Source organism: Pseudomonas sp. MF08817 (genome assembly GCF_059862705.1).
Genome location: NZ_JCBCUY010000009.1, coordinates 67,372 through 85,127, shown reverse-complemented (window position 1 = coordinate 85,127; position 17,756 = coordinate 67,372). Strand labels below are relative to the sequence as shown.

At 65.6% G+C, this 17,756-nt stretch carries 14 protein-coding genes and 1 pseudogene; 4 read left to right on the top strand and 11 right to left on the bottom strand.

Translation table 11 applies throughout. The features are described from left to right. Positions 1–19: 19 nt before the first annotated feature. The 5 genes from AC19YR_RS07755 to AC19YR_RS07735 all read right to left on the bottom strand — a co-directional run bounded on the left by AC19YR_RS07755 (position 20) and on the right by AC19YR_RS07735 (position 6,140). Complete coding sequence (locus tag AC19YR_RS07755; RefSeq protein WP_500597849.1) at positions 20–1,459, bottom strand: mannitol dehydrogenase family protein; 1,440 nt, start codon at positions 1,457–1,459, stop codon at positions 20–22. Positions 1,460–1,486: 27 nt separating this feature from the next. Then, positions 1,487–2,767 carry an MFS transporter gene (locus AC19YR_RS07750; RefSeq protein ID WP_095108266.1) on the bottom strand — a complete coding sequence of 427 codons (1,281 nt, stop codon included), beginning with the start codon at positions 2,765–2,767 and terminating at the stop codon, positions 1,487–1,489. Positions 2,768–2,837: 70 nt separating this feature from the next. Beyond that, positions 2,838–3,869, bottom strand: coding sequence for a Zn-dependent oxidoreductase (locus AC19YR_RS07745; protein ID WP_095108265.1), 1,032 nt, complete (start codon positions 3,867–3,869; stop codon positions 2,838–2,840). A 68-nt stretch (positions 3,870–3,937) separates the two neighbouring features. After that, complete coding sequence (gene manD, locus AC19YR_RS07740; protein ID WP_500597847.1) at positions 3,938–5,149, bottom strand: D-mannonate dehydratase ManD; 1,212 nt, start codon at positions 5,147–5,149, stop codon at positions 3,938–3,940. Positions 5,150–5,153: 4 nt separating this feature from the next. Next, a complete protein-coding gene (locus AC19YR_RS07735) occupies positions 5,154–6,140 on the bottom strand; it encodes a sugar kinase (protein WP_500597846.1) in 987 nt (328 codons plus the stop codon). A gap of 195 nt (positions 6,141–6,335) precedes the next feature. Here AC19YR_RS07735 and kdgR point away from each other — a divergent pair, with 195 nt between their 5' ends. Together kdgR and AC19YR_RS07725 are read left to right on the top strand one after the other, a co-directional pair. After that, positions 6,336–7,115, top strand: a complete 780-nt coding sequence (gene kdgR / locus AC19YR_RS07730) for a DNA-binding transcriptional regulator KdgR (protein ID WP_500597845.1) — start codon at positions 6,336–6,338, stop codon at positions 7,113–7,115. Positions 7,116–7,185: 70 nt separating this feature from the next. Next, positions 7,186–7,545 (top strand): annotated as a pseudogene (locus AC19YR_RS07725) (glyoxalase superfamily protein); the annotation flags it as partial. A 118-nt stretch (positions 7,546–7,663) separates the two neighbouring features. Here AC19YR_RS07725 and AC19YR_RS07720 read toward each other — a convergent pair. The 5 genes from AC19YR_RS07720 to AC19YR_RS07700 form a co-directional block, all read right to left on the bottom strand. Next, the gene (locus AC19YR_RS07720) at positions 7,664–8,461 is read right to left on the bottom strand and encodes an energy transducer TonB (RefSeq protein WP_500597843.1); all 798 of its coding nucleotides are present in this window, start codon (positions 8,459–8,461) and stop codon (positions 7,664–7,666) included. After that, on the bottom strand, positions 8,458–8,904 hold the full coding sequence (gene tolR, locus AC19YR_RS07715) for a protein TolR (RefSeq protein ID WP_095108260.1): 447 nt from the start codon (positions 8,902–8,904) through the stop codon (positions 8,458–8,460). Before tolR ends, AC19YR_RS07720 begins: the two co-directional genes overlap by 4 nt. A gap of 11 nt (positions 8,905–8,915) precedes the next feature. After that, complete coding sequence (gene tolQ / locus AC19YR_RS07710; protein WP_095108259.1) at positions 8,916–9,626, bottom strand: protein TolQ; 711 nt, start codon at positions 9,624–9,626, stop codon at positions 8,916–8,918. 97 nt (positions 9,627–9,723) lie between these two features. Continuing rightward, positions 9,724–11,628 (bottom strand): phytase, encoded by a 1,905-nt coding sequence (locus AC19YR_RS07705; RefSeq protein ID WP_500597842.1) that lies wholly within the window; start codon positions 11,626–11,628, stop codon positions 9,724–9,726. Between the two features lie 63 nt (positions 11,629–11,691). Continuing rightward, a complete protein-coding gene (locus tag AC19YR_RS07700; protein ID WP_095108257.1) occupies positions 11,692–14,217 on the bottom strand; it encodes a TonB-dependent receptor in 2,526 nt (841 codons plus the stop codon). A gap of 417 nt (positions 14,218–14,634) precedes the next feature. Here AC19YR_RS07700 and AC19YR_RS07695 point away from each other — a divergent pair, with 417 nt between their 5' ends. Both AC19YR_RS07695 and AC19YR_RS07690 read left to right on the top strand, forming a co-directional pair. Further along, a complete protein-coding gene (locus AC19YR_RS07695) occupies positions 14,635–15,549 on the top strand; it encodes a GGDEF domain-containing protein (protein WP_095108256.1) in 915 nt (304 codons plus the stop codon). Positions 15,550–15,558: 9 nt separating this feature from the next. Continuing rightward, entirely contained in the window at positions 15,559–16,596 is a 1,038-nt protein-coding gene (locus tag AC19YR_RS07690; RefSeq protein ID WP_500597840.1) for an AraC family transcriptional regulator, read from the top strand. 151 nt (positions 16,597–16,747) lie between these two features. On the opposite strand, the gene AC19YR_RS07685 is transcribed toward AC19YR_RS07690, so the two are convergent. Continuing rightward, on the bottom strand, positions 16,748–17,755 hold the full coding sequence (locus AC19YR_RS07685; protein WP_500597838.1) for an isopenicillin N synthase family dioxygenase: 1,008 nt from the start codon (positions 17,753–17,755) through the stop codon (positions 16,748–16,750). Between the last annotated feature and the right edge of the window lies 1 nt (position 17,756).

The window sequence follows — 17,756 nt, the reverse complement described above, 5'->3', positions numbered from 1 at the left end:
GTGATGTTCCTTTTTGTTGTCAGGCGTGAGCGTTCAAGAGTTGGGGCAGGCCATCGCGCGCCAGGGCGGCGTAGGCCTGTTGTACGGCGTCGCGCAACGCGGGGCGCTCGGCCAGTTCCAGCGCGAATACATCCCGCAGGTCGAGAAAGGCGTCCACCAGCGCCGCGCCCTGCCAGCGTGCGGCGAGGTCGGCGTAGGTGGCGTGCAACGGGTCGTTGGCAAGGGGCGCGGCGGCGCCGGGCAGGGCCTGGGTACAGCAACGGATCCACGCCGCCACGCCCAAGGCCGTGCAGGCAATGCCGCGGCCCTGCTCCAGCAGGTGCTGCGCGCCGTGCAGCCAGCGCTGGGGCAGTTTTTGCGAACCGTCCATGGCGATCTGGCGCAAGGGGTGTTGCAGGCTGTCATTGGCAAACCGCGCCAGCAACTGGTTGGCGTAGGTGGGCAGGTCGATACCCGCGGACACGGCCAGGGTGGGCGCCGCTTCGTCCAGCAGGTAGCGGCGGATGAAACGGGCCAGCGCCGGGTCGGCGATGGCCTCGCACACGGTGCGGTGGCCCGCCAGCAGACCGACATAGGCCAGCAGGGAATGGCTGCCGTTGAGCATGCGCAGTTTCATGGTCTCGAAGGGCTGTACATCCGCGACCATCTGCACGCCTTCGGCCTCCCAACCTGGGCGGCCGAGGGGGAAGTGGTCCTCGATCACCCATTGGCTGAAGCTTTCGCACACCACGGCGGCGCGGTCGGCGCAGCCCAGTTGCTGTTCCAGGTGCGTGAAGGCATCGGCGTCCATGGCCGGGACGATGCGGTCGACCATGCTGCTGGGGAACGCCACTTGGGTGTCGATCCACTGCGCCAGGTCCGCGTCCTGAGCCCTGGCCAAGCCGCTGACGGCGGCGCGGGTGCGCTGCCCGTTGTCGGGCATGTTGTCGCAACACAGCACCGTAAAAGCCGGGGTGCCCGCCACGCGGCGCCGGCGCAAGGCTTCGAGGACGATGCCCGGGGCGCTGCGCGGCGCCTGGGGGTGGGCCAGGTCATGGGCGATGACCGGATCGTCGAGGCGCAACTGGCCGTTGGCCGGGCTCAGGCAGTAGCCCTTTTCGGTGACGGTCAGAGTGACGATGCAGGTGGCGGGCGCGGCCATGCGTTGCAGCAGGCGCTCCAGGTCCTGGCCGCCCTCGCCCACGTACAGGGCTTCGCGCAGCACATTGATCTGGCGCAGCGTCGCCTGTTCGCGGTCGCGGTACTCGGCCACATGGTAGGTACAGGCCTGATCGCGCAGTTGCTCGACCAAGGCGCTGTTGCTGCGCAGGTTGGCGCTGCACAGGCCCCAGCCGCCCTGGCCGTGGCGGTTGTGGTGGCGTTGCAGGTACACCGCCTGATGGGCGCGGTGGAACGCCCCCAGGCCCAGGTGCACGATGCCGATGGCGGGGGCCGGCGTGGCCGCAGGCACGACTGGCATGGCGTCTCTCCTTTTGCTCACAACGGCTCAGGCCGTGCGGGGCTTGAGGCTGGCGTGCGCTGCGGTGTTCGCGTCGCTGGGCGCCAGGGGTTTGACATAGCGTGCCACACACACTGCGCCGATTACGGTGAGCAGCCCGGCCAGCAGGAAGGCACTGGTGAACGAGCCGGTGAACTGCACCAGAAACCCGGTCAGGGTCGGGCCGATGATGCCCGAGGTGTTGGCCAGAAAGTGCATGAAGCCACTGACCCCGCCGACCCGCGCCGCCGGCACGGTGTCCTGGATGATCGCCCAGTAGATCGCGCCGGTCAGGTACAGGAAGAACACCGCCAGGGCGACCAGAATCACCGCTGGGTAGAGGGTGGTCACCAGCCCGGCGACACCGATGCAGGCGGCGCAGGCCAGCAGGCAACTCACCAGCACCACTTTGCGCGAGAACATCATGCGCCCGGTCTTCTTGAACACGAAGTCGGAGATGAACCCGCCCAGGGCCAGGCCGAGGAAGCCCAGCAACCAGGGGATGACGGTGGCGATGCTCATGTCCTTGACGTTCAGGCCATGGGCCATGGTCAGGTAGCTGGGGAACCAGGTCAGGAAGAAAAACAGTGTGTAGTTATAGGAAAAGAACGCCAGGGAGGTGAACAGCACGGTGGGCTGCTTGAGGTAGTAACGCAGCGGCTGCACGGCCAGGCTGGCGGTTTCGCTCTGGCCTTCGGCGTCCTGGATCTCTTGCGCCACCTGGCCGGTGGGCTTGTCCTTGACGAACTTGTACCAGACCGCCGCCCAGATCAGGCCCACCAACATAATGATGATGAACGACACCTTCCAGCCGTAGCTGATGGCGATAAAGCCCACCACCGGCCCGGAGATGGCGCCGCCCAGGGGCGTGCCCGACATCGACGAACCCAGGGCTCGCGCCCGTTGGCGCGGGGTGTACCAGTTGTTGACCATTTTGCTGGTGGTCACGGCCAGCGGGCCTTCGCCCATGCCGAACAGGATGCGGATCAGCACCAGCGAGGCGAAGCCCACCGTCAGCACGGTCAGGCCGCTGAACAGCGACCACAGCACCATGGCCAGCAGCAGCGTAGTCTTGGCGCCGTAGCGGTCGGCGGCCCAGCCACCGATGAAGTTGAACGCCGCGTAGCCAACGAAGAAGCTGCTGAAGATCATGCCCATTTCACCCGTGGTCAGACCGTAGTCCTTCTGGATGAATGGGGCCGCCACGGACAGTGCCGAGCGATCCAGGTAATTGATGACGCCTGCCAGAAACAGCATGACGATGACTAAGGTACGACCTTGACCAAACATTGAAACCTCCCGCGTTCTTGTTGTATTCGGTGAGGGTGCCCGGTGGGGGCACGCGGCGCTTTTGTAGCGCTTAAGGGTGAGCGTCGCTCAGTTGCACCAGCACCTTGCGGGTCTGCTCGGGGTGTTTCTCGATCAGCTCGATGGCCCCCGGCATGTCGTCGAAGGTCACGCGGTGGCTAATCATTGCCTGGACCTGCAACTGGCCGCTGGCGATCAGTTCGATCACCCGCGGGAACTTGCGGTTGTTCAGGCGTGAGCCCACCAGGGTCAGTTCCTTTTTAATCATCTCCAGTTGCACCAGGTCGCTGGGCACCGCGTTGAAGCCCAACAAGCCGATACGCCCGGCCGGCGAGGCCAGGCGCACCATTTGCGGCATCAGCGCCGGGATGCACGCGGCATCGACAATCAGCGGCACGCCTTCGCCGCCGGTGAGGGCCTGCATGCTCGCCTCGACGTCCACCTCCTTGCCGTTGAGGGTGCGGCTGGCGCCCAAGGCGCGGGCGGTGTCCAGCCGCGCGTCGAGCACGTCGGTGACGGTGATGTCGGTCAGCCCCAGGGCGCGGGCCATTTGCACCAGGGTCAGGCCGATCACCCCGGCGCCGTAGATCAGCAGGCTGTCGCCAGGGTGGGGTTGCATGCGGTCGAGCACGTTGAGGGCGATGGAATAGGGTTCCACCAGCGCCGCGTGGCTCAGCGGCATGCCGTCGGGCAGGCGATGAGCGTTGCTGGCGGGCACGCAGACCTGTTCGCTGAAACCGCCGTCGCGGTGCACGCCGATCACTTGCAGGTGGGTGCAGACGTTGGGCCGGTTAATGCGGCACGGATAGCAGGTGCCGCAACTGATGACCGGGTCGATGCACACCCGATCGCCGACACTGAGGTGGCTGACGCCCTCGCCCACCTGGCGCACGACGCCGGAGAACTCGTGGCCGGTGACCCGGGGGAAGCGCACGAAAGCGTTCTGGCCATGGATGATGTGCATGTCCGAGCCGCAGATGCCGGCGTACGCCACGTCCACCTTGACTTCGCCGGCCGCCAGTTGCGGCGCGTCCACCTGGGCCAGGCCGAATTCAAACGGTGCTCGCACTTGAAAAGCTTTCATCGGGTAACTCCTGTCAGGACGTGACGCCCCGTTTCTTGTAGTTATTGAACAGTCGTGCAACAGCTCGCCTACCAGTGCCAGAGCGTGCCGTCTTCAAGGCGATTGACCGGCAGGCTGGCGCGTTTGTAGGGGTAGCGCGCGGCCAGGTCTTCGTCGATGTCCACGCCATGGCCCGGGGTTTCGCCAGGGGTGAAGTGGCCGTCGTCAAAGCGGTAGGCGTGGGGGAAGACTTCGTCGATCCGTGCGTCGTGGGGCATGTGCTCCTGGATGCCGAAGTTGGGCACCCAGGTGTCGAAATGCAGCGCCGCGCCCATGCACACCGGCGACAGGTCGGTAGCGCCATGGAACCCGGTGCGCACCTGGTACAGCGCGGCGAAATCGGCGATGCGGCGCACATGGGTGATGCCCCCGGCGTGCACCAGGGTGGCGCGAATGTAGTCGATCAGTTGTTCCTGGATCAGCTCGCGGCAGTCATGGATCGAGTTGAACACCTCGCCTACCGCCAGTGGTGTGGTGGTGTGCTGGCGGATCAGCCGGAATGCTTGCTGGTTCTCGGCCGGGGTGCAGTCTTCCAGCCAGAACAGGTTGTAGGGTTCCACCGCTTTGCCCAGGCGCCCGGCCTCGATGGGAGTGAGGCGGTGGTGCACGTCGTGGAGGATGTGCAGGTCATCGCCAAAATGTTCGCGCACGGCGGCGAACAGCTTGGGCACGTGGTTAAGGTACTTGGCGGTGTCCCACACGTGTTCGGCGGGCAGGTCGCTGTCGGCCGGTTCATAACGCTCGCCGCTGCGCTTGGCCACGCCATAGGTGGTGGCGATGCCGGGGATGCCGCACTGCACGCGCACGGCTTTGTAGCCCTGCTCGAAATGGCGGGCCACCTCCTCCAGGCAACCGTCGATGTCCTTGCCGGTGGCGTGGCCGTAGACCATCACCCGCTCACGGCTCTTGCCGCCGAGCAATTGGTACAGCGGCATGTTGGCGGCCTTGGCCTTGATGTCCCACAGCGCCACGTCCACAGCGGCAATCGCGGTCATGGTCACCGGCCCCCGGCGCCAGTAGGCACCGCGGTAGAGGTACTGCCAGATGTCTTCGATGCGCTGCGCATCGCGGCCGATCAGGGCCGGCAGCACGTGTTCTTCAAGGTACGCCACCACCGCCAGTTCGCGGCCATTCAAGGTGGCGTCGCCAAGGCCATAAATACCCTGGTCGGTGACGATCTTCAGGGTCACCAGGTTGCGCCCCGGGCAGGTCACAATCACGCGCGCTTCAAGGATTTTCATCGGTTCAGACCTCTGCGGCACAAGTAAAGGAAGGCATGGCGGCACGCGGGATCAGCGCGCCGCGGTGCTGCACCACTTGCGCCGCCAGGCGATGGCCCCAGCGCGCCGCCGTTTGCGGTGCGCCACCTTGCAGGCGGCAGGCCAGGTAAGCGGCGCTGAAGGAGTCACCGGCGGCGGTGGTGTCGACGATCTGCCGCACCTGTTCGGCGGGCACTTCAAAGCGCCCGGCCGGGCATTGCAGCAGGCAACTGTCGGCGCCGCGCTTGAGGGCCACTTCGCCCACGCCCGACTCGGCATAGGCCCGCAGCAAGGTGTCGGCATCGGCGTAGCCGAACAACTGCGCGTCGTCTTCCCAGGTGACCAGGGCCATGTCGGTCAGGCCCAGCATCTGCTGGTAGGCCTGGCGCGCGGTGGCGGCGTCGGGCCACAGGTGCGGGCGGTAATTGTTGTCGAAGACGATGCGCGTACCGCCCCGGCGTGCCGTGGCCAGGGCCTGCATCAGGCGTTCGCGGCCGCTGACGGTGAGGATCGCCAGGCTGATGCCGCTCAGGTACAGGTAGTCGTAGCCGGCCAGGGCGCCCAGCACGGCGTCCGCCTCGGGGCCATCAAAGGTGCGCCGCGCCGCTGCTTCGCCGCGCCAGTAAAGGAAGCGGCGTTCGCCCTGGGCGTCGGTCTGGATGAAATACAGCCCCGGCAATGCGTCGTCGATCACCCGCACATGAGCCTCGCCCACCCCTTCGTCACGCCACAACTGGCGCATGGCGGCGCTGAAGGAATCGGCACCGAGGGCGGTGATGTACTGCACACCCACGGCATCGCGGCAGGTCAGGCGAGCGAGGTAGACGGCGGCGTTGAGGGTGTCGCCGCCGAAGGTCTGGCTGAACACGGCATCGGCTTCACCGCGCATCTCGATCATGCACTCGCCCACCAACGCCACCTTCACGGGGCCGGGTGTTGCGGTACGGGGGCATTGCCCGGGGGTATCGGTCATCACTGCGCGCCTTGGTTTCTTATTGGAATGAGCCAGAGGGCAGGACGCTGCCGGACTTTCTGGCTTTTTAAAACGGCGTTTCATTTCTTGCGTGAGGCCGAGTTTAATCAGATTCGGCCCCTCGTCAAGAAAAATGAAACAGCGTTTTGATCCGCCAGCGTATATCCTTGGGTTTTCGTTCCCGTTGGAGCCTTCATGGACAACAGCACCACCCAGAACAATGAACTGGTCTCGGCCGTGGGCCGCACCATGGCGGTCCTCGAAGCCCTGGCCGAACACCCTGAAGAAAGCGGCGTCTCGCAAATCGCACAGAAACTGGACATGTCCAAGAGCACGGTGTACCGCTTCCTCCAGTCGTTGAAGGCCCGCGGCTATGTGGTGCAGGACGCCGAGGACCGCTACCGCCTCAGCGTTCGCCTGTTCGAGCTCGGCGCCCAGGCCCTGCCCCACCTGGACATCGTGCGCGAAGCCGAACCGGGCATGCGCCGCATCAACGAACTGACCGGCGAAACCGTGCACCTGGGCATCCTCGACGAAGGCAGCATCGTCTACGTGCACAAGATCGACTCCAAATACAACCTGCGCATGTACTCGCGCATTGGCCGCCGCGCACCGCTGTACTGCACCGGCATCGGCAAGGTGCTGATGGCGTGGCTGGAGGAAGGCGAGTTACTGGCCCACCTGCACGAGGAAAGCTTTGAGCGGCGCACCGCAAATACCCTGGTCAGCATCGAGGCGTACCGCCAGGAGCTGGCGCGGGTACGTGAACAGGGCTATGCCGAAGACCACGAAGAGTTCGAAGACAACATGCGCTGCCTCGCGGCGCCGATCCGCGACCGCTTCGGTCATGTCATCGGCGGCATGAGCGTGTCATTCCCCTGCTTTCGCTTTCGCGAGGAACTCAAGCAGGACTATGTGAAGCAGTTGATGGATGCGTCGCAGCGGATTTCGGCGCAGTTGGGTTGGCGCCAGTAAGGCATGAGCGGCAAGCACTCAAGGTTTCGACTTAAGGAGAAAGATTTTGTCCACGCAAAACACCACACAGGGTATTCGGTTCGATAAAGCCATTCCCATCCTGCGCATGTTCGACGAAGCCAAGGCGCGGGAGTTCTACCTGGATTTTCTCGGCTTTCGCGTTGAATTCGAGCACCGCTTCGAGGCAGGCCTGCCGCTGTACCTGGGCATCAACCGCGATGGCCTGCAATTGCACCTGTCCGAACACCACGGCGATGCTTGCCCGGGCTCGACGATATTCGTGCCCATGCACAACATCGAGCTGCTGCGCGATGAGCTACTGGGCAAGCGCTATGGGTATGGCCGCCCGCAGATTGTTCAGCAGGGTTGGGGGCGGGTTTTGGAAGTGCATGACCCGTTTGGCAATCGGATTCGCTTTTGCCAGGACTGAACCTGGACTAAGCCTTCACACCACATCCCCTAGACGCCTGGCTTGCCAGCGATGGCAGGCTCAAGTACGCCATCGCGGGCCGGCCCGCTCCCACAGGGGTTGTGGTGTTGGGGCCTTTTCACTTGATGCGGTAATGAAAGGTGTTGCGCACCGCCGGCACTGCCACGGCTTGTCCGTCGATCACCCGGGGCTGGTAGCGGAAGGTGGCCGCAGCCACCAGTGATGGTCGGATGAACAACGGGTGGCAACCCTCCAGCACCCGCGGGTTTTCGACCCGGCCCTGGGGGTTGACGGTGTATTCCACCGAGCAGTCGCCTTCGAGGTTTTTGTCCAAGGCCCGTTGCGGGTAGTCCGGGGCCTCCTTGCTCAGCGGCAAATATTGACGGCTGGCGCTGGCAGCCTGGGCTTGGGCGGCTTGCTGGCGGCTGCGCTCGGCGGCGGCCCGGGCCTGTTCGGCCTGGGCTTGCTGTTGCTGGGCTTCGCGCTGTTGGGCCAGGCGTTGTTGCTCGGCATCGCGGGCCCGTTGCTGCTGGGCCTGTTGCTCGCGTTTCTGTTCGGCCACCCGCTTGCGCGCCAGGGCGGCGTGTTCGAGTTTTTGCGCCTGCATCAGCGGATCGACCTGGGGCGCGACCGGTGCCTCCGGGGCCGGCTCTGCTGGCGCCGGCAGCACGGCGGCCGGCGGGGCCACCTCGGGCGGCGCTGCGGGTGGCAACATCACCAACTGGGTGGCCAGGGTCCGCGTCGGTTCCACGGCCGCGGGTGTGTCCGGCGCCCAGCCGTACACCAGCAGCGCCAGCACCGCGCCGTGGAGCGCCAGGGCCAGGGTCGCCGCCAGGCTGTTGCTCCAGAACGCGCGGTGGCCGTCGCCGGCCATGGCCAGGGTCCAAGTTGGGGCATACAAGGCCAGGCTGGTCATTGCGGGGCCTCGGTGACCAGGCCCAGGTGGGTCACGCCGCCCTGCTGCAACGCCGCCATGGCCGCCACCACTCGGCCGTAACCGGCGTCTTGATCGGCGCGGATGTAGACCTGGGTATCGGCCCGTGCGGCGACGACAGCGGCGACCTTCTCACGCATCTCGTCCAGGGCCACGGCGCTGTCGGTACGGTTCTGGGTGTCGAGTTCGCCGCCCAGGTTCCAGTAGTAGCCGCCGTCGGCCTGCACCGACAAGGTGAGAATCTGCTGCGGGTTGTCGTTGGCCAGGGCCTGGCTCGCCACTTTGGGCAGTTCGATCTTCACGCCCTGGGTGAGCATGGGCGCGGTGACCATGAAGATCACCAGCAGCACCAGCATCACGTCGATGTAGGGCACCACGTTCATTTCGGCCTTGGGCCCATGCTTGCGTTGCGGCCTGACTAGCATCGGTATTCTCCTCAGGCCACGGCGGCCAGGTTCAATGGCGCGCCATGCAGCTTGCGGTGCAGGCGCACTTGCAGCTCATTGGCGAAGGCGTAGTAGCGCGTCAGCAGGGTCTGGCCACGGGCGGCGAAGCGGTTGTAGGCGATCACGGCGGGGATCGCCGCGAACAGGCCGATGGCGGTGGCGATCAGCGCTTCGGCGATGCCCGGCGCCACGGTGGACAGGGTGGCCTGCTGCACCTGGGACAGCCCCAGGAATGAATTCATGATCCCCCAGACCGTGCCGAACAGGCCGATATAGGGGCTCACCGAGCCCACGGTGGCGAGGAACTGCAGGCCCTTTTCCAGCTGCAATTCCTGCTCGCTGATGGCCACGTACAAGGCCCGTTCCACGCCTTCACTGACCACCTCGGCGTCGTTGCCGCCCTGGTGGCTGAGGTGGTTGAACTCCTGCATCCCGGCGACAAAAATCGGCGCCACGCCACCCTGCCCTTCGTCCGCGCCCAAGCTGTCGCGGTACAGCGGTAACAGTTCGGGGCTGGCGCGAAAACGCTGGACGAAAGCGTTCATCTGCCGCTCGCGGCGTTGCAGCACGCGCCCGCGCTGGATTATCAGGTACCAACTGAGCACCGAGGCCAGCAACAGGGTGAGCATCACGGCTTTGACCAACAGGCTGGCGTCGCTGATAAGCCCCCAGATCGTCATGTGTTCCAGTGTTGCCTGCATGGTGAAACTCCTTATCTGCTGCCTTCAGGGCCAGCGAACAGCGCTGGCCCTGAAGGGATTGGATGAAATTGGGATGACGGGTTGATGACAGCGCGGCTCAGGGCAGATGCAAGGCCTGGGTGACCTCGGCCCAGGGCACGAACTTGAAGTTCTGCGCCTGCTCCGGCATGCGTTTGCGCCCGTCCTGCACCACCAGCATGCCCTGGCTCCAGGCGCCGCCCAGGTTGGCCGAGGTGACTTCCAGGCCATCGGTTTCCGAGGCGCCGTCGATGCCCAGCGCGGCGTTGAGGCCCACGCGAAAGGCCCCGCGCGAGGCGAACGGCGGCTCGGCGTCGAGCACCAGGTAGCTGTCGTTGCCCTGGCTGGAAATCACCAGGTAGTCGCGCTTATCACTCTGGTACAGGGCCAGGCCTTCGACGTCGGCGTGCAGTTGCGGGCCGACCTTGATGACGCTGGTTAACGTTGCCGGCTGGTCGGCGCGGGCGTCCACGGCCCACACGCCGACGTCTTCTTCCCCGAGGAACAGGCGCTGGCGCTGGTCGTCGGCCACGCAGCCTTCGGGCTGGGAAGCCACCTTGAACTGGCGCACCAATTCGCCCTTGACCACCGCACCGGGGGCGCTGAGGCGGTATTGCAGGAAGGTGCCGTCTTTGTCGTTGGCGATGGCGTAGATCTCGCCGCTGGGTGGCTGGAACAGGCAGATACCGTAAATCGCCTTGAGCGGGGTCGGCACCTGGGCCAGCTCGCGCAGTTCGCCGCTGCGCCGGTCAATGGCGAACAGGCTCAGGCTGTTGTGGTCGCGGTTGCTGGCCACGGCCAGGTCGACAGTCTCCTCGCCCAACTTGAAACCTGGGCGCACGTCGACGTTGTTCAGGCGCCCCACGGGCAAATCCTGGAGCAACTTGCCTTGCAGGTCATAGGCCAGCAGGCCTTGCTTTTTGTTGGTGCCCAGCACGCGGCTCAACTCGGGCCGGGTGGGGTGAATCCAGATCGCCGGGTCGTCCGCCGCATCGCCCTGGCGGCCCACCGGCTCGCTTTGTACCTGGGCCGCGACGCTGGGCAGCACCGGGTCCGGGGCACTGGCCTGGGCCTGCCAGTTCAATTGGCCTTCGTAGAGGCGGCCGCTGTCATCGTCGCGCAGCAGCAGTTGCAGGCCCTTGGCGTTGGCGCGCAGGGCGAGGTTCTCCGGTTCCTTGAGGCCCGGCAGCGCCAGGTTGGCGCGGGCCGCCCAGGCCTGGCCCTGTTGCTGATAGAGGTGCAGGCGCGCGGCTTTGGGGTCCAGGGCGAGCACGCCGCCCGGCACCAGGGCCAGGGCCCCCGCCGCGCCTTTGATATCGCCAAAGGGCGCGATCATGGCCACGGCACTGCGCGACACGTCCGCTTCGGCATGGGCCGGGTAAGCCCACCAGCCGACGTTTTCTTCATTAACCAGCAAGCGGTTGGCGCCGTCGTCCACCTGGCAGAACTGCGCCTCGGGTGGCAGCGGCAAGCCGCGCACCCGCTGTGGTTGCGGGCTGAGGCTGGCGCCGTGGCCCACCAGCCACTGCTCGCCCTTGCCCTCCTCGCCTACCAGAAACAGCAGCAGGTTGTCGGCGTCGTCGCGGTACAGGCACAGGCCATTGACGGCAAAGTCCCGCGCCGGCAGGTAATGCGGCTCGCCCCAGGTGCGGGTGGCGGGGTCCAGGCCCACCAGCATGGCTTGCTGGCGGGCGTTGTCGAGGCTGGCCACCAGCACCTGGGCGCCGGCGGCGCGGCTGTCCAGGGAGGTGAACGAGCCCTTGAGTTGGGCCAGGGTGGCGCCTTGAGGGTCGAGCAACAGCAAGCCGTCGCGCTCGCTGGCGGCCAGGCGTGCGTCGCCTGTGCCTGCGGGCAAAAAGCTCAACGCCTGGGCGTCGAGGTTGGGCGCCCAGGGGCGCAGGGTGAGGCTCGGCTCGGCGGCCAGGGCCTGGGTGCAAGCGAGGCCGATCAGGGCGGCCAGGCGGGTCAACGACGAAATTCTCATGTACGGGCAAAGTCCTTAGGGTGCATCCCGGGGCGCGCCGGCAACGGGCCGGCGCGCCATGGCTTAGAAGTGGGTGAAGGTCAGGCCGAGCTTGTAGGTCGGGCCGTACTCTTCGTATTGGCCGTTGTAGGCGCGGTGGCCGGTGTAAACGAAGTACGACTCGTCGGTGAGGTTCTGCGCCTCGAAGCTCACTTGCAGGTTTTTGCTCAACGCATAGCGGGCGCTGAAGTCGACGAAGGTCTGCGAGTCCACCGACAGGTCGTGGGCCTTGTCGTTGATCGAGGCCAGTTCATAGAGGTAGGCCGACTTGTAGTTGGCCGACAGTCGCAGGCTCAGCTTGTCGTCCTCCCAACCGAGCATCAGGTTGCCCACGGTGTCGGACTGGCTGGGCAGGTCGATGTCGCGCTTGAGGGTGCGCCCGCTGGCCGCATCGAAGCCTTCGATCTGCGCATCGGAGCGGCTGAAGGTGGCGTTGGCGCCCAACAGCAGGCCGTTCCAGGGTGCCGGCAGCCAGTCGAATTTCTGCGAGTAGGCCAACTCCAGGCCATAGAGCTTGGCGCTGTCGCCGTTGGCAAAACTATGGGCCTCGGAGAAGTCGGCCCAGGCGCCGGTGCCGGCCAGGTCGGTGTTGTAGACGAAGTTCTGGATGTCCTTGTAGAACACGAACGCCGAGACGGTGCCGGCGTGGCCCATGTAGTGCTCGATGCCCAGGTCCAGGTTGCTCGACTCCAGCGGTTTGAGGTTCGGGTTGCCGAAGCTGGCTTCGTCGTCATCGATGACAAAGCCCGGCGCCAGTTGGCCGAAGGTCGGGCGCACCACGGACTTGGTCCAGGCCGCGCGCACCTGGGTGTTTTTGTCCCATTGGTAGCGGGCGTGCAGGCCCGGCAGCCAATGGTGGTAGCTGCGTTTGGTCTGGGTGGTTTGGTACTCGCCGTCGGTGGCGCCGGTGCCCTTGGCCTCGAACTCGGTGCCCTCGTAGCGCATGCCGGCGATAAAGCGCCAGTCGTCGATGTCCAGGGTGTTCATCAGGTAGGCGGCGTTGAGGTCTTCGCTGATCTTGAAGTCGTTGACCCGTGATTCGGTCTCGTCATAGAAGTCGGCCTTGTCCAGCCCGCCGATCAAGTCCTTGATGGCGCCGGCGCTGATCCCCGGGCCAAAGCGGCCGAGGCTGTAGTCCACGTTGCCTTTCTTGAACTGGGTGAGGTTGAGCTGTTCGTCACTGAACCCCAGTTCGTCGAAATCCTTGTAGACCCAGGCGTCGAGGTCGTTGTCCTTGTTGCGCCGGCTGACCTTGCCACCGAACTTGACCTGGGAGGCATAGCCGCTCAAGTCGTAGTCGCGGGCCAGGTCCAGGCGCAGGTTTTTCTCGGTGTCGGTGGTTTTCTGCTGTTCCCAGTCCACCTTGGCGAGGCTGAAATTGCTCGGGTCGTAGAAGGCCTGGCCCACGATCGGCCGGGGTTTGTGCTGGTTGTTGAAACCGGCGTCGGCAAAGTCGTCGTTGCCATCGAACGCGGCGTTGGCGATGTGCCCCGGGCTGTCTTCGCTGGAGCGGCTGTAGCCGGCCTGGCCGCTGAGGGTCCACAGGCCGAACATACGTTCGCCGCCGAACACGTAGGACTGGATTTCCTGGGTTTCTTCACGTTGTTTGAGCTTGCGCTTGGCCTCGGCGTCGCCCCGCTCGCCCTCGCCCAGGGCGTCGGCAAATTCGATGGCAGTGGAGTTGCGCGTCTCGCTGTCCTTGTAGCGGCTGTACAGGGTGCGCAGGTAGTAGCTGCTCAGGTCGTCGGGCTTGTAGTCAAAGTTCAGGCCGCCACCGGCGCGTTCGCGGCGGATGTCGTAGTCGCGCTGCTCCAGTTCTTGCAACTTCGCGCCTTGCTCGAAATCCCAGGCACCCCCGGTTTCGACGTTGTCCGAGCCGAAATCGCGCTTTTGCCAACTCAGGGCCGCGGCCACGCCGAAGTTGTCGATGCCATCGCCCAGGCTGAAACGGTCGCTCGCCGCGCCGGAGAATTTCGGGCTGGTCTGACCAGTGTTCTTGTCGTAACTGGCCTCGCTGCTGCCGGTGTAGAACAGGCCTTTGTGGTCGAAGGCCGAGAGGCTTTTCACATCCACCGTGCCGCCGAGGGAGTTGGCGTCCATGTCCGGGGTCAGGGTTTTGATGACCGACAGCGATTGCACCAACTCGGAGGGCAACACATCCAGGGCCACGGCGCGGCGCTCGCTTTCGGGCGAGGGCACCAGGGTGCCGTTGATGGTCACGCTGTTAAGGTCCGGGCCCAGGCCACGCACACTGACAAACCGGCCCTCGCCCTGGTCGCGCTCGACGCTGATGCCCGGCAGGCGCTGCACCGCTTCGGCGACGTTCTCATCGGGCAACTGGGCCATACCGTCGGCGTGTACCACGCTTTTGATGCTGTCGGCGCTGCGCTGTTCCTTGAGCGCCTGGTCGATGCTGGCGGCCTGGCCGACCACTTCGACGTGTTCGGTGTTGCCCGCCTCGGCGGCGCTCAGGCGCTCACTGGCAATCGCCAGGGCCAGGGCGGTGAGCGTAAAGCCGAGCATGCCGGCGGTGTTGCTGCGCTTGTACATGTGGTTCCTCCCCAGGAATCCGTCAAAACCAGGCCTTGGGCCCGGCAACTGAGAGGGCACGCTAGGGGTGGGCAATGACGGTTCTGTGACAGCCCTGGGCGCCAGGGCCGCTAAACCGGGGGTTTGGCCGGGTTGGGGGGCAGGAATGAGCTGAAATGACCTGCACTGCCCACCCTGTGGGAGCGGGCCGGGCGAGCTTCGCTTGCCCGCGATGGGGTTAGTACGGCCCCGGTGTCTCTCCCCGGCGCAACTGCGCCATCGCGGGCAAGCCCGCTGCCACAGGGCGATCAAGCAGGCGCCGCCGTGCATTGGCCTGAGCTGATCCGACCTCCCCGCCCCTTTTCCCCACTGTCACCCAACGGTCACATGCATCTGCTGTGCTGGCGCCCATTGCTTGTTTGCCCAAGGACCGCCGCCATGTTTTCTGTGCTCAAACCCCACCGCTGGAAACTCGGCGCCCTGTTGCTGGCCGCCAACCTTGGCTTGCTGCTGCACCTGGCCTGCGGCGACCTCAAGGCGGTCAGCGAATGGGTGTGGCTGGACATCATCGGCGAAGGCGGTTCGGCGCTGTTGGCGTTGCTGTGGCTGGGCCTGGTGCTCAAGAGCCGCCCCGCCGGGCGCGTCACCAACTACCTGGCACTGGGCCTGAGCTGCATCTTTTTCTCCTGGTGGGTCGATAGCCTCGACGAGTTCATCCGCCTGCCCGACAGCATCACCTGGGATCACTGGCTCGAATCCGGGCCGATGCCCGTGGGCATGGTGTTGCTGACCCTGGGCATCTACCACTGGCACCGCGAGCAACTGGCGATCAGTGCGCAAATGGAAAAGCGCGAACGGCTGTTTCGCGAGCATCGCCTGTTCGACAAGCTCACCCCGCTGGCAGGCGCCGACTATCTCAAGCAGCAGTTGGCCGCCAGCCTGCACGACAGCCTTGAGCAACAACAGCCACTGTCCTTGCTGGTGCTGGACCTGGACAACTTCGCCGCCATCAACCAGGGCTTCGGCCACAGCGAGGGCGATGCGGTGCTCCAGGCCCTGAGCCATATGCTGCTGCTCAACCTGCGGCGCCAGGACTTGCTCTGCCGCTTGGCCGGGGACCGCTTTGTGGTGCTGCTGCCCAACACCGGCGAGAGCCAGGCGCGCCTGCTGGCCCTGGAGCTGGAACAAGCGGTGCAGGGCCTGGCCCACAAAACCCGCCAGCATGGCGAGCGCCTGCACCTGGCCGCGACCACCGCGGTAGTGATGGCGGTCGAGGAACCGGCGCACGTGCTGCTCAAGCGCCTCAACCTGGCTCTGGCCCGGGCGAAAAAGCCCCTGGCCAGAACCGCCTGAGACGCCAGCATGACGGTCAAGACCACTTGGTACGAGAACGACAGCCGTTTCATCCCTGGGCACTACCAACCGGCGTGCCTGATCGACCTGGCGCTGTCGCGGGATATCGACAGCCATCGCCTGCTGCGCGGCACTGGGTTGTTCCACGAAGACATCCTCGCCGGCCAGGCGCGCCTGAGCCCGCAGCAGTTCCTCGGCCTGATCGCCAACAGCCGGCGCCTACTGGATGCGGACGACAGCAGCTTCCTCTTCGGCCAACGCCTGCTGCCCGGCCATTACGGTGCAGCCAGCCAGGCCCTGCACCACGCGCAAAACCTGCACCAGGCCCTCGATATCCTGACCCAGCAGCAAGCCTTGCTCAGCCCATTGATGAGCCCATGCCTGGTGCTGGACGAGCACTACGCCTACCTGTTTTGGAGGGACAGCTGCGGCGCCGGCGAGCAAGGGCGTTTTCTGCTGGAAGCGAGCATGACCTCGCTGGTCGCCATGAGCCAATGGCTGGGCGGCCAGCGCCTGCCCTGGGAATGCAGCTTCAGCCACGCCGAGCCGCGCTATGTCGAGCAGTATTGGGTGCACCTGGGCGAGCACACCCGCTTCAACCGCCCACTGGACTTGATGCGCCTGCCCCGCCAGTACCTCGCCCAGCCCTGGCCCAATGCCTCGGCCACCGCCGGCCAGGTCGCCCGCCAACAGGCCCACGACAGCCTCGAGCAACTGGGCTTTGCTGGCAGCTTTCTGGAGGTGTTCAGCACCTACCTGCACGAACACGTGCGCCAGGCACCCAGCCTGGAGCAAGCAGCCCAGGCCTTCGCCATGAGCCCGGCGACCCTCAAGCGCAAATTGCACAAGCACGACACCGGGTTCCAGCAACAGGTGGACCGGGTGCGCAAGCACGTGGCGCTGTACCTGTACCAAATCAAGGGCTTGAGCAACGAGGCCGTGGCCGAGTACCTGAACTTCAACGACCCGGCGAACTTTCGCCGTTCGTTCAAGCGCTGGACCGGCAGCACCCCGGGGTTGATCCGCCAGTTATTGGGCGGTGGTTGAGGGGCGGGCCAAGAACGGGGAACGCAATCCGTGGGCGCCTGGCTGCCCGCGATGGCGATCTTGGCAGGCCCGCTCCCACAAAGCCTGGCTTGCCAGCGGTGGTGATCTTGCGGCCGTCATCGCGGGCAGGCCCACTCCCACAGTGCTGCGATCAGTCGCGCAGGTTATCCCGCAACTGCGGGAACACCTTGCTGACCTTGGCCAACAGGTAATCGCCGTACTGGCCGTTGAAGGCATGGACGTTGGCCTGGTCCCAACGCCGGGCGCTGTCGTCTTGTTGTTCGACCACGGGCAGGCCTTCGATGGGCTGCACCCGGGCGTGGTAGTTGGGGTCGAAGAACAGCGGGAACGATAAGCGGTCGGTGCCCGAGGTGTTACGCACCACCCGGTGCGGGGTGGAGCGGTAGAGGCCGCCGGTCATGCGCTCGAGCATGTCGCCGATGTTGCACACGAACGCGCCGGGCACCGGCGGTGCGTCGATCCAACCCTGGGGCGTGCGCACTTGCAGGCCGCCGATGCGGTCCTGGTGCAGCAGGGTCAGCACGCCATAGTCGGTGTGTTCGCCCACGCCCCACTGCACGTCCAGGCCCTCGGGCACCGGTTGCGAGGGGTAGTTGAACAGGCGGAACAGGATCAGCGGCTCGGCCGTGTAGCGCTGGGCAAAATACTGCGCGTCAAGGCCCAGGCTCAGGGCGATGCCGGCCATCAAGCGATGGCCCAAAGCGGTGACGGCGGCCATGTAGTCGAGGATGGTTTCACGCAATTGCGGCACATCGGGGAACAGGTTGGCGCCATGCACCGGGGTGCGGGCCTGGACTTGCGGGGCGCTGTCGTCCAGTTCGGTGCCCAGGTACAGGCCTTCTTTCCAGTCCGGGCGGCTGGAGGTCAGTTCGCCGCCCAGGGGGAAGTAGCCGCGCCAGGCGCGCCCGCCCAATTCCATGCGCCAGCGCAGTTTGTCGGCCTCCTCGCGGGCGAAAAATTCCCGGCTCAGGGTTTCCAGGCGCTGCACCAGCGCCGGGTCGATGCCGTGGCCGACCACATAGAAAAACCCCTGCTCACGGCAGGCGCGGTTGATCTGGGCGGCCACCTCGCGGGGGTCGCCGCCATTGCCCAGCGCAGTCACATCGATCAGCGGCAAGGTCGCGCTCGTAGCGTTCATA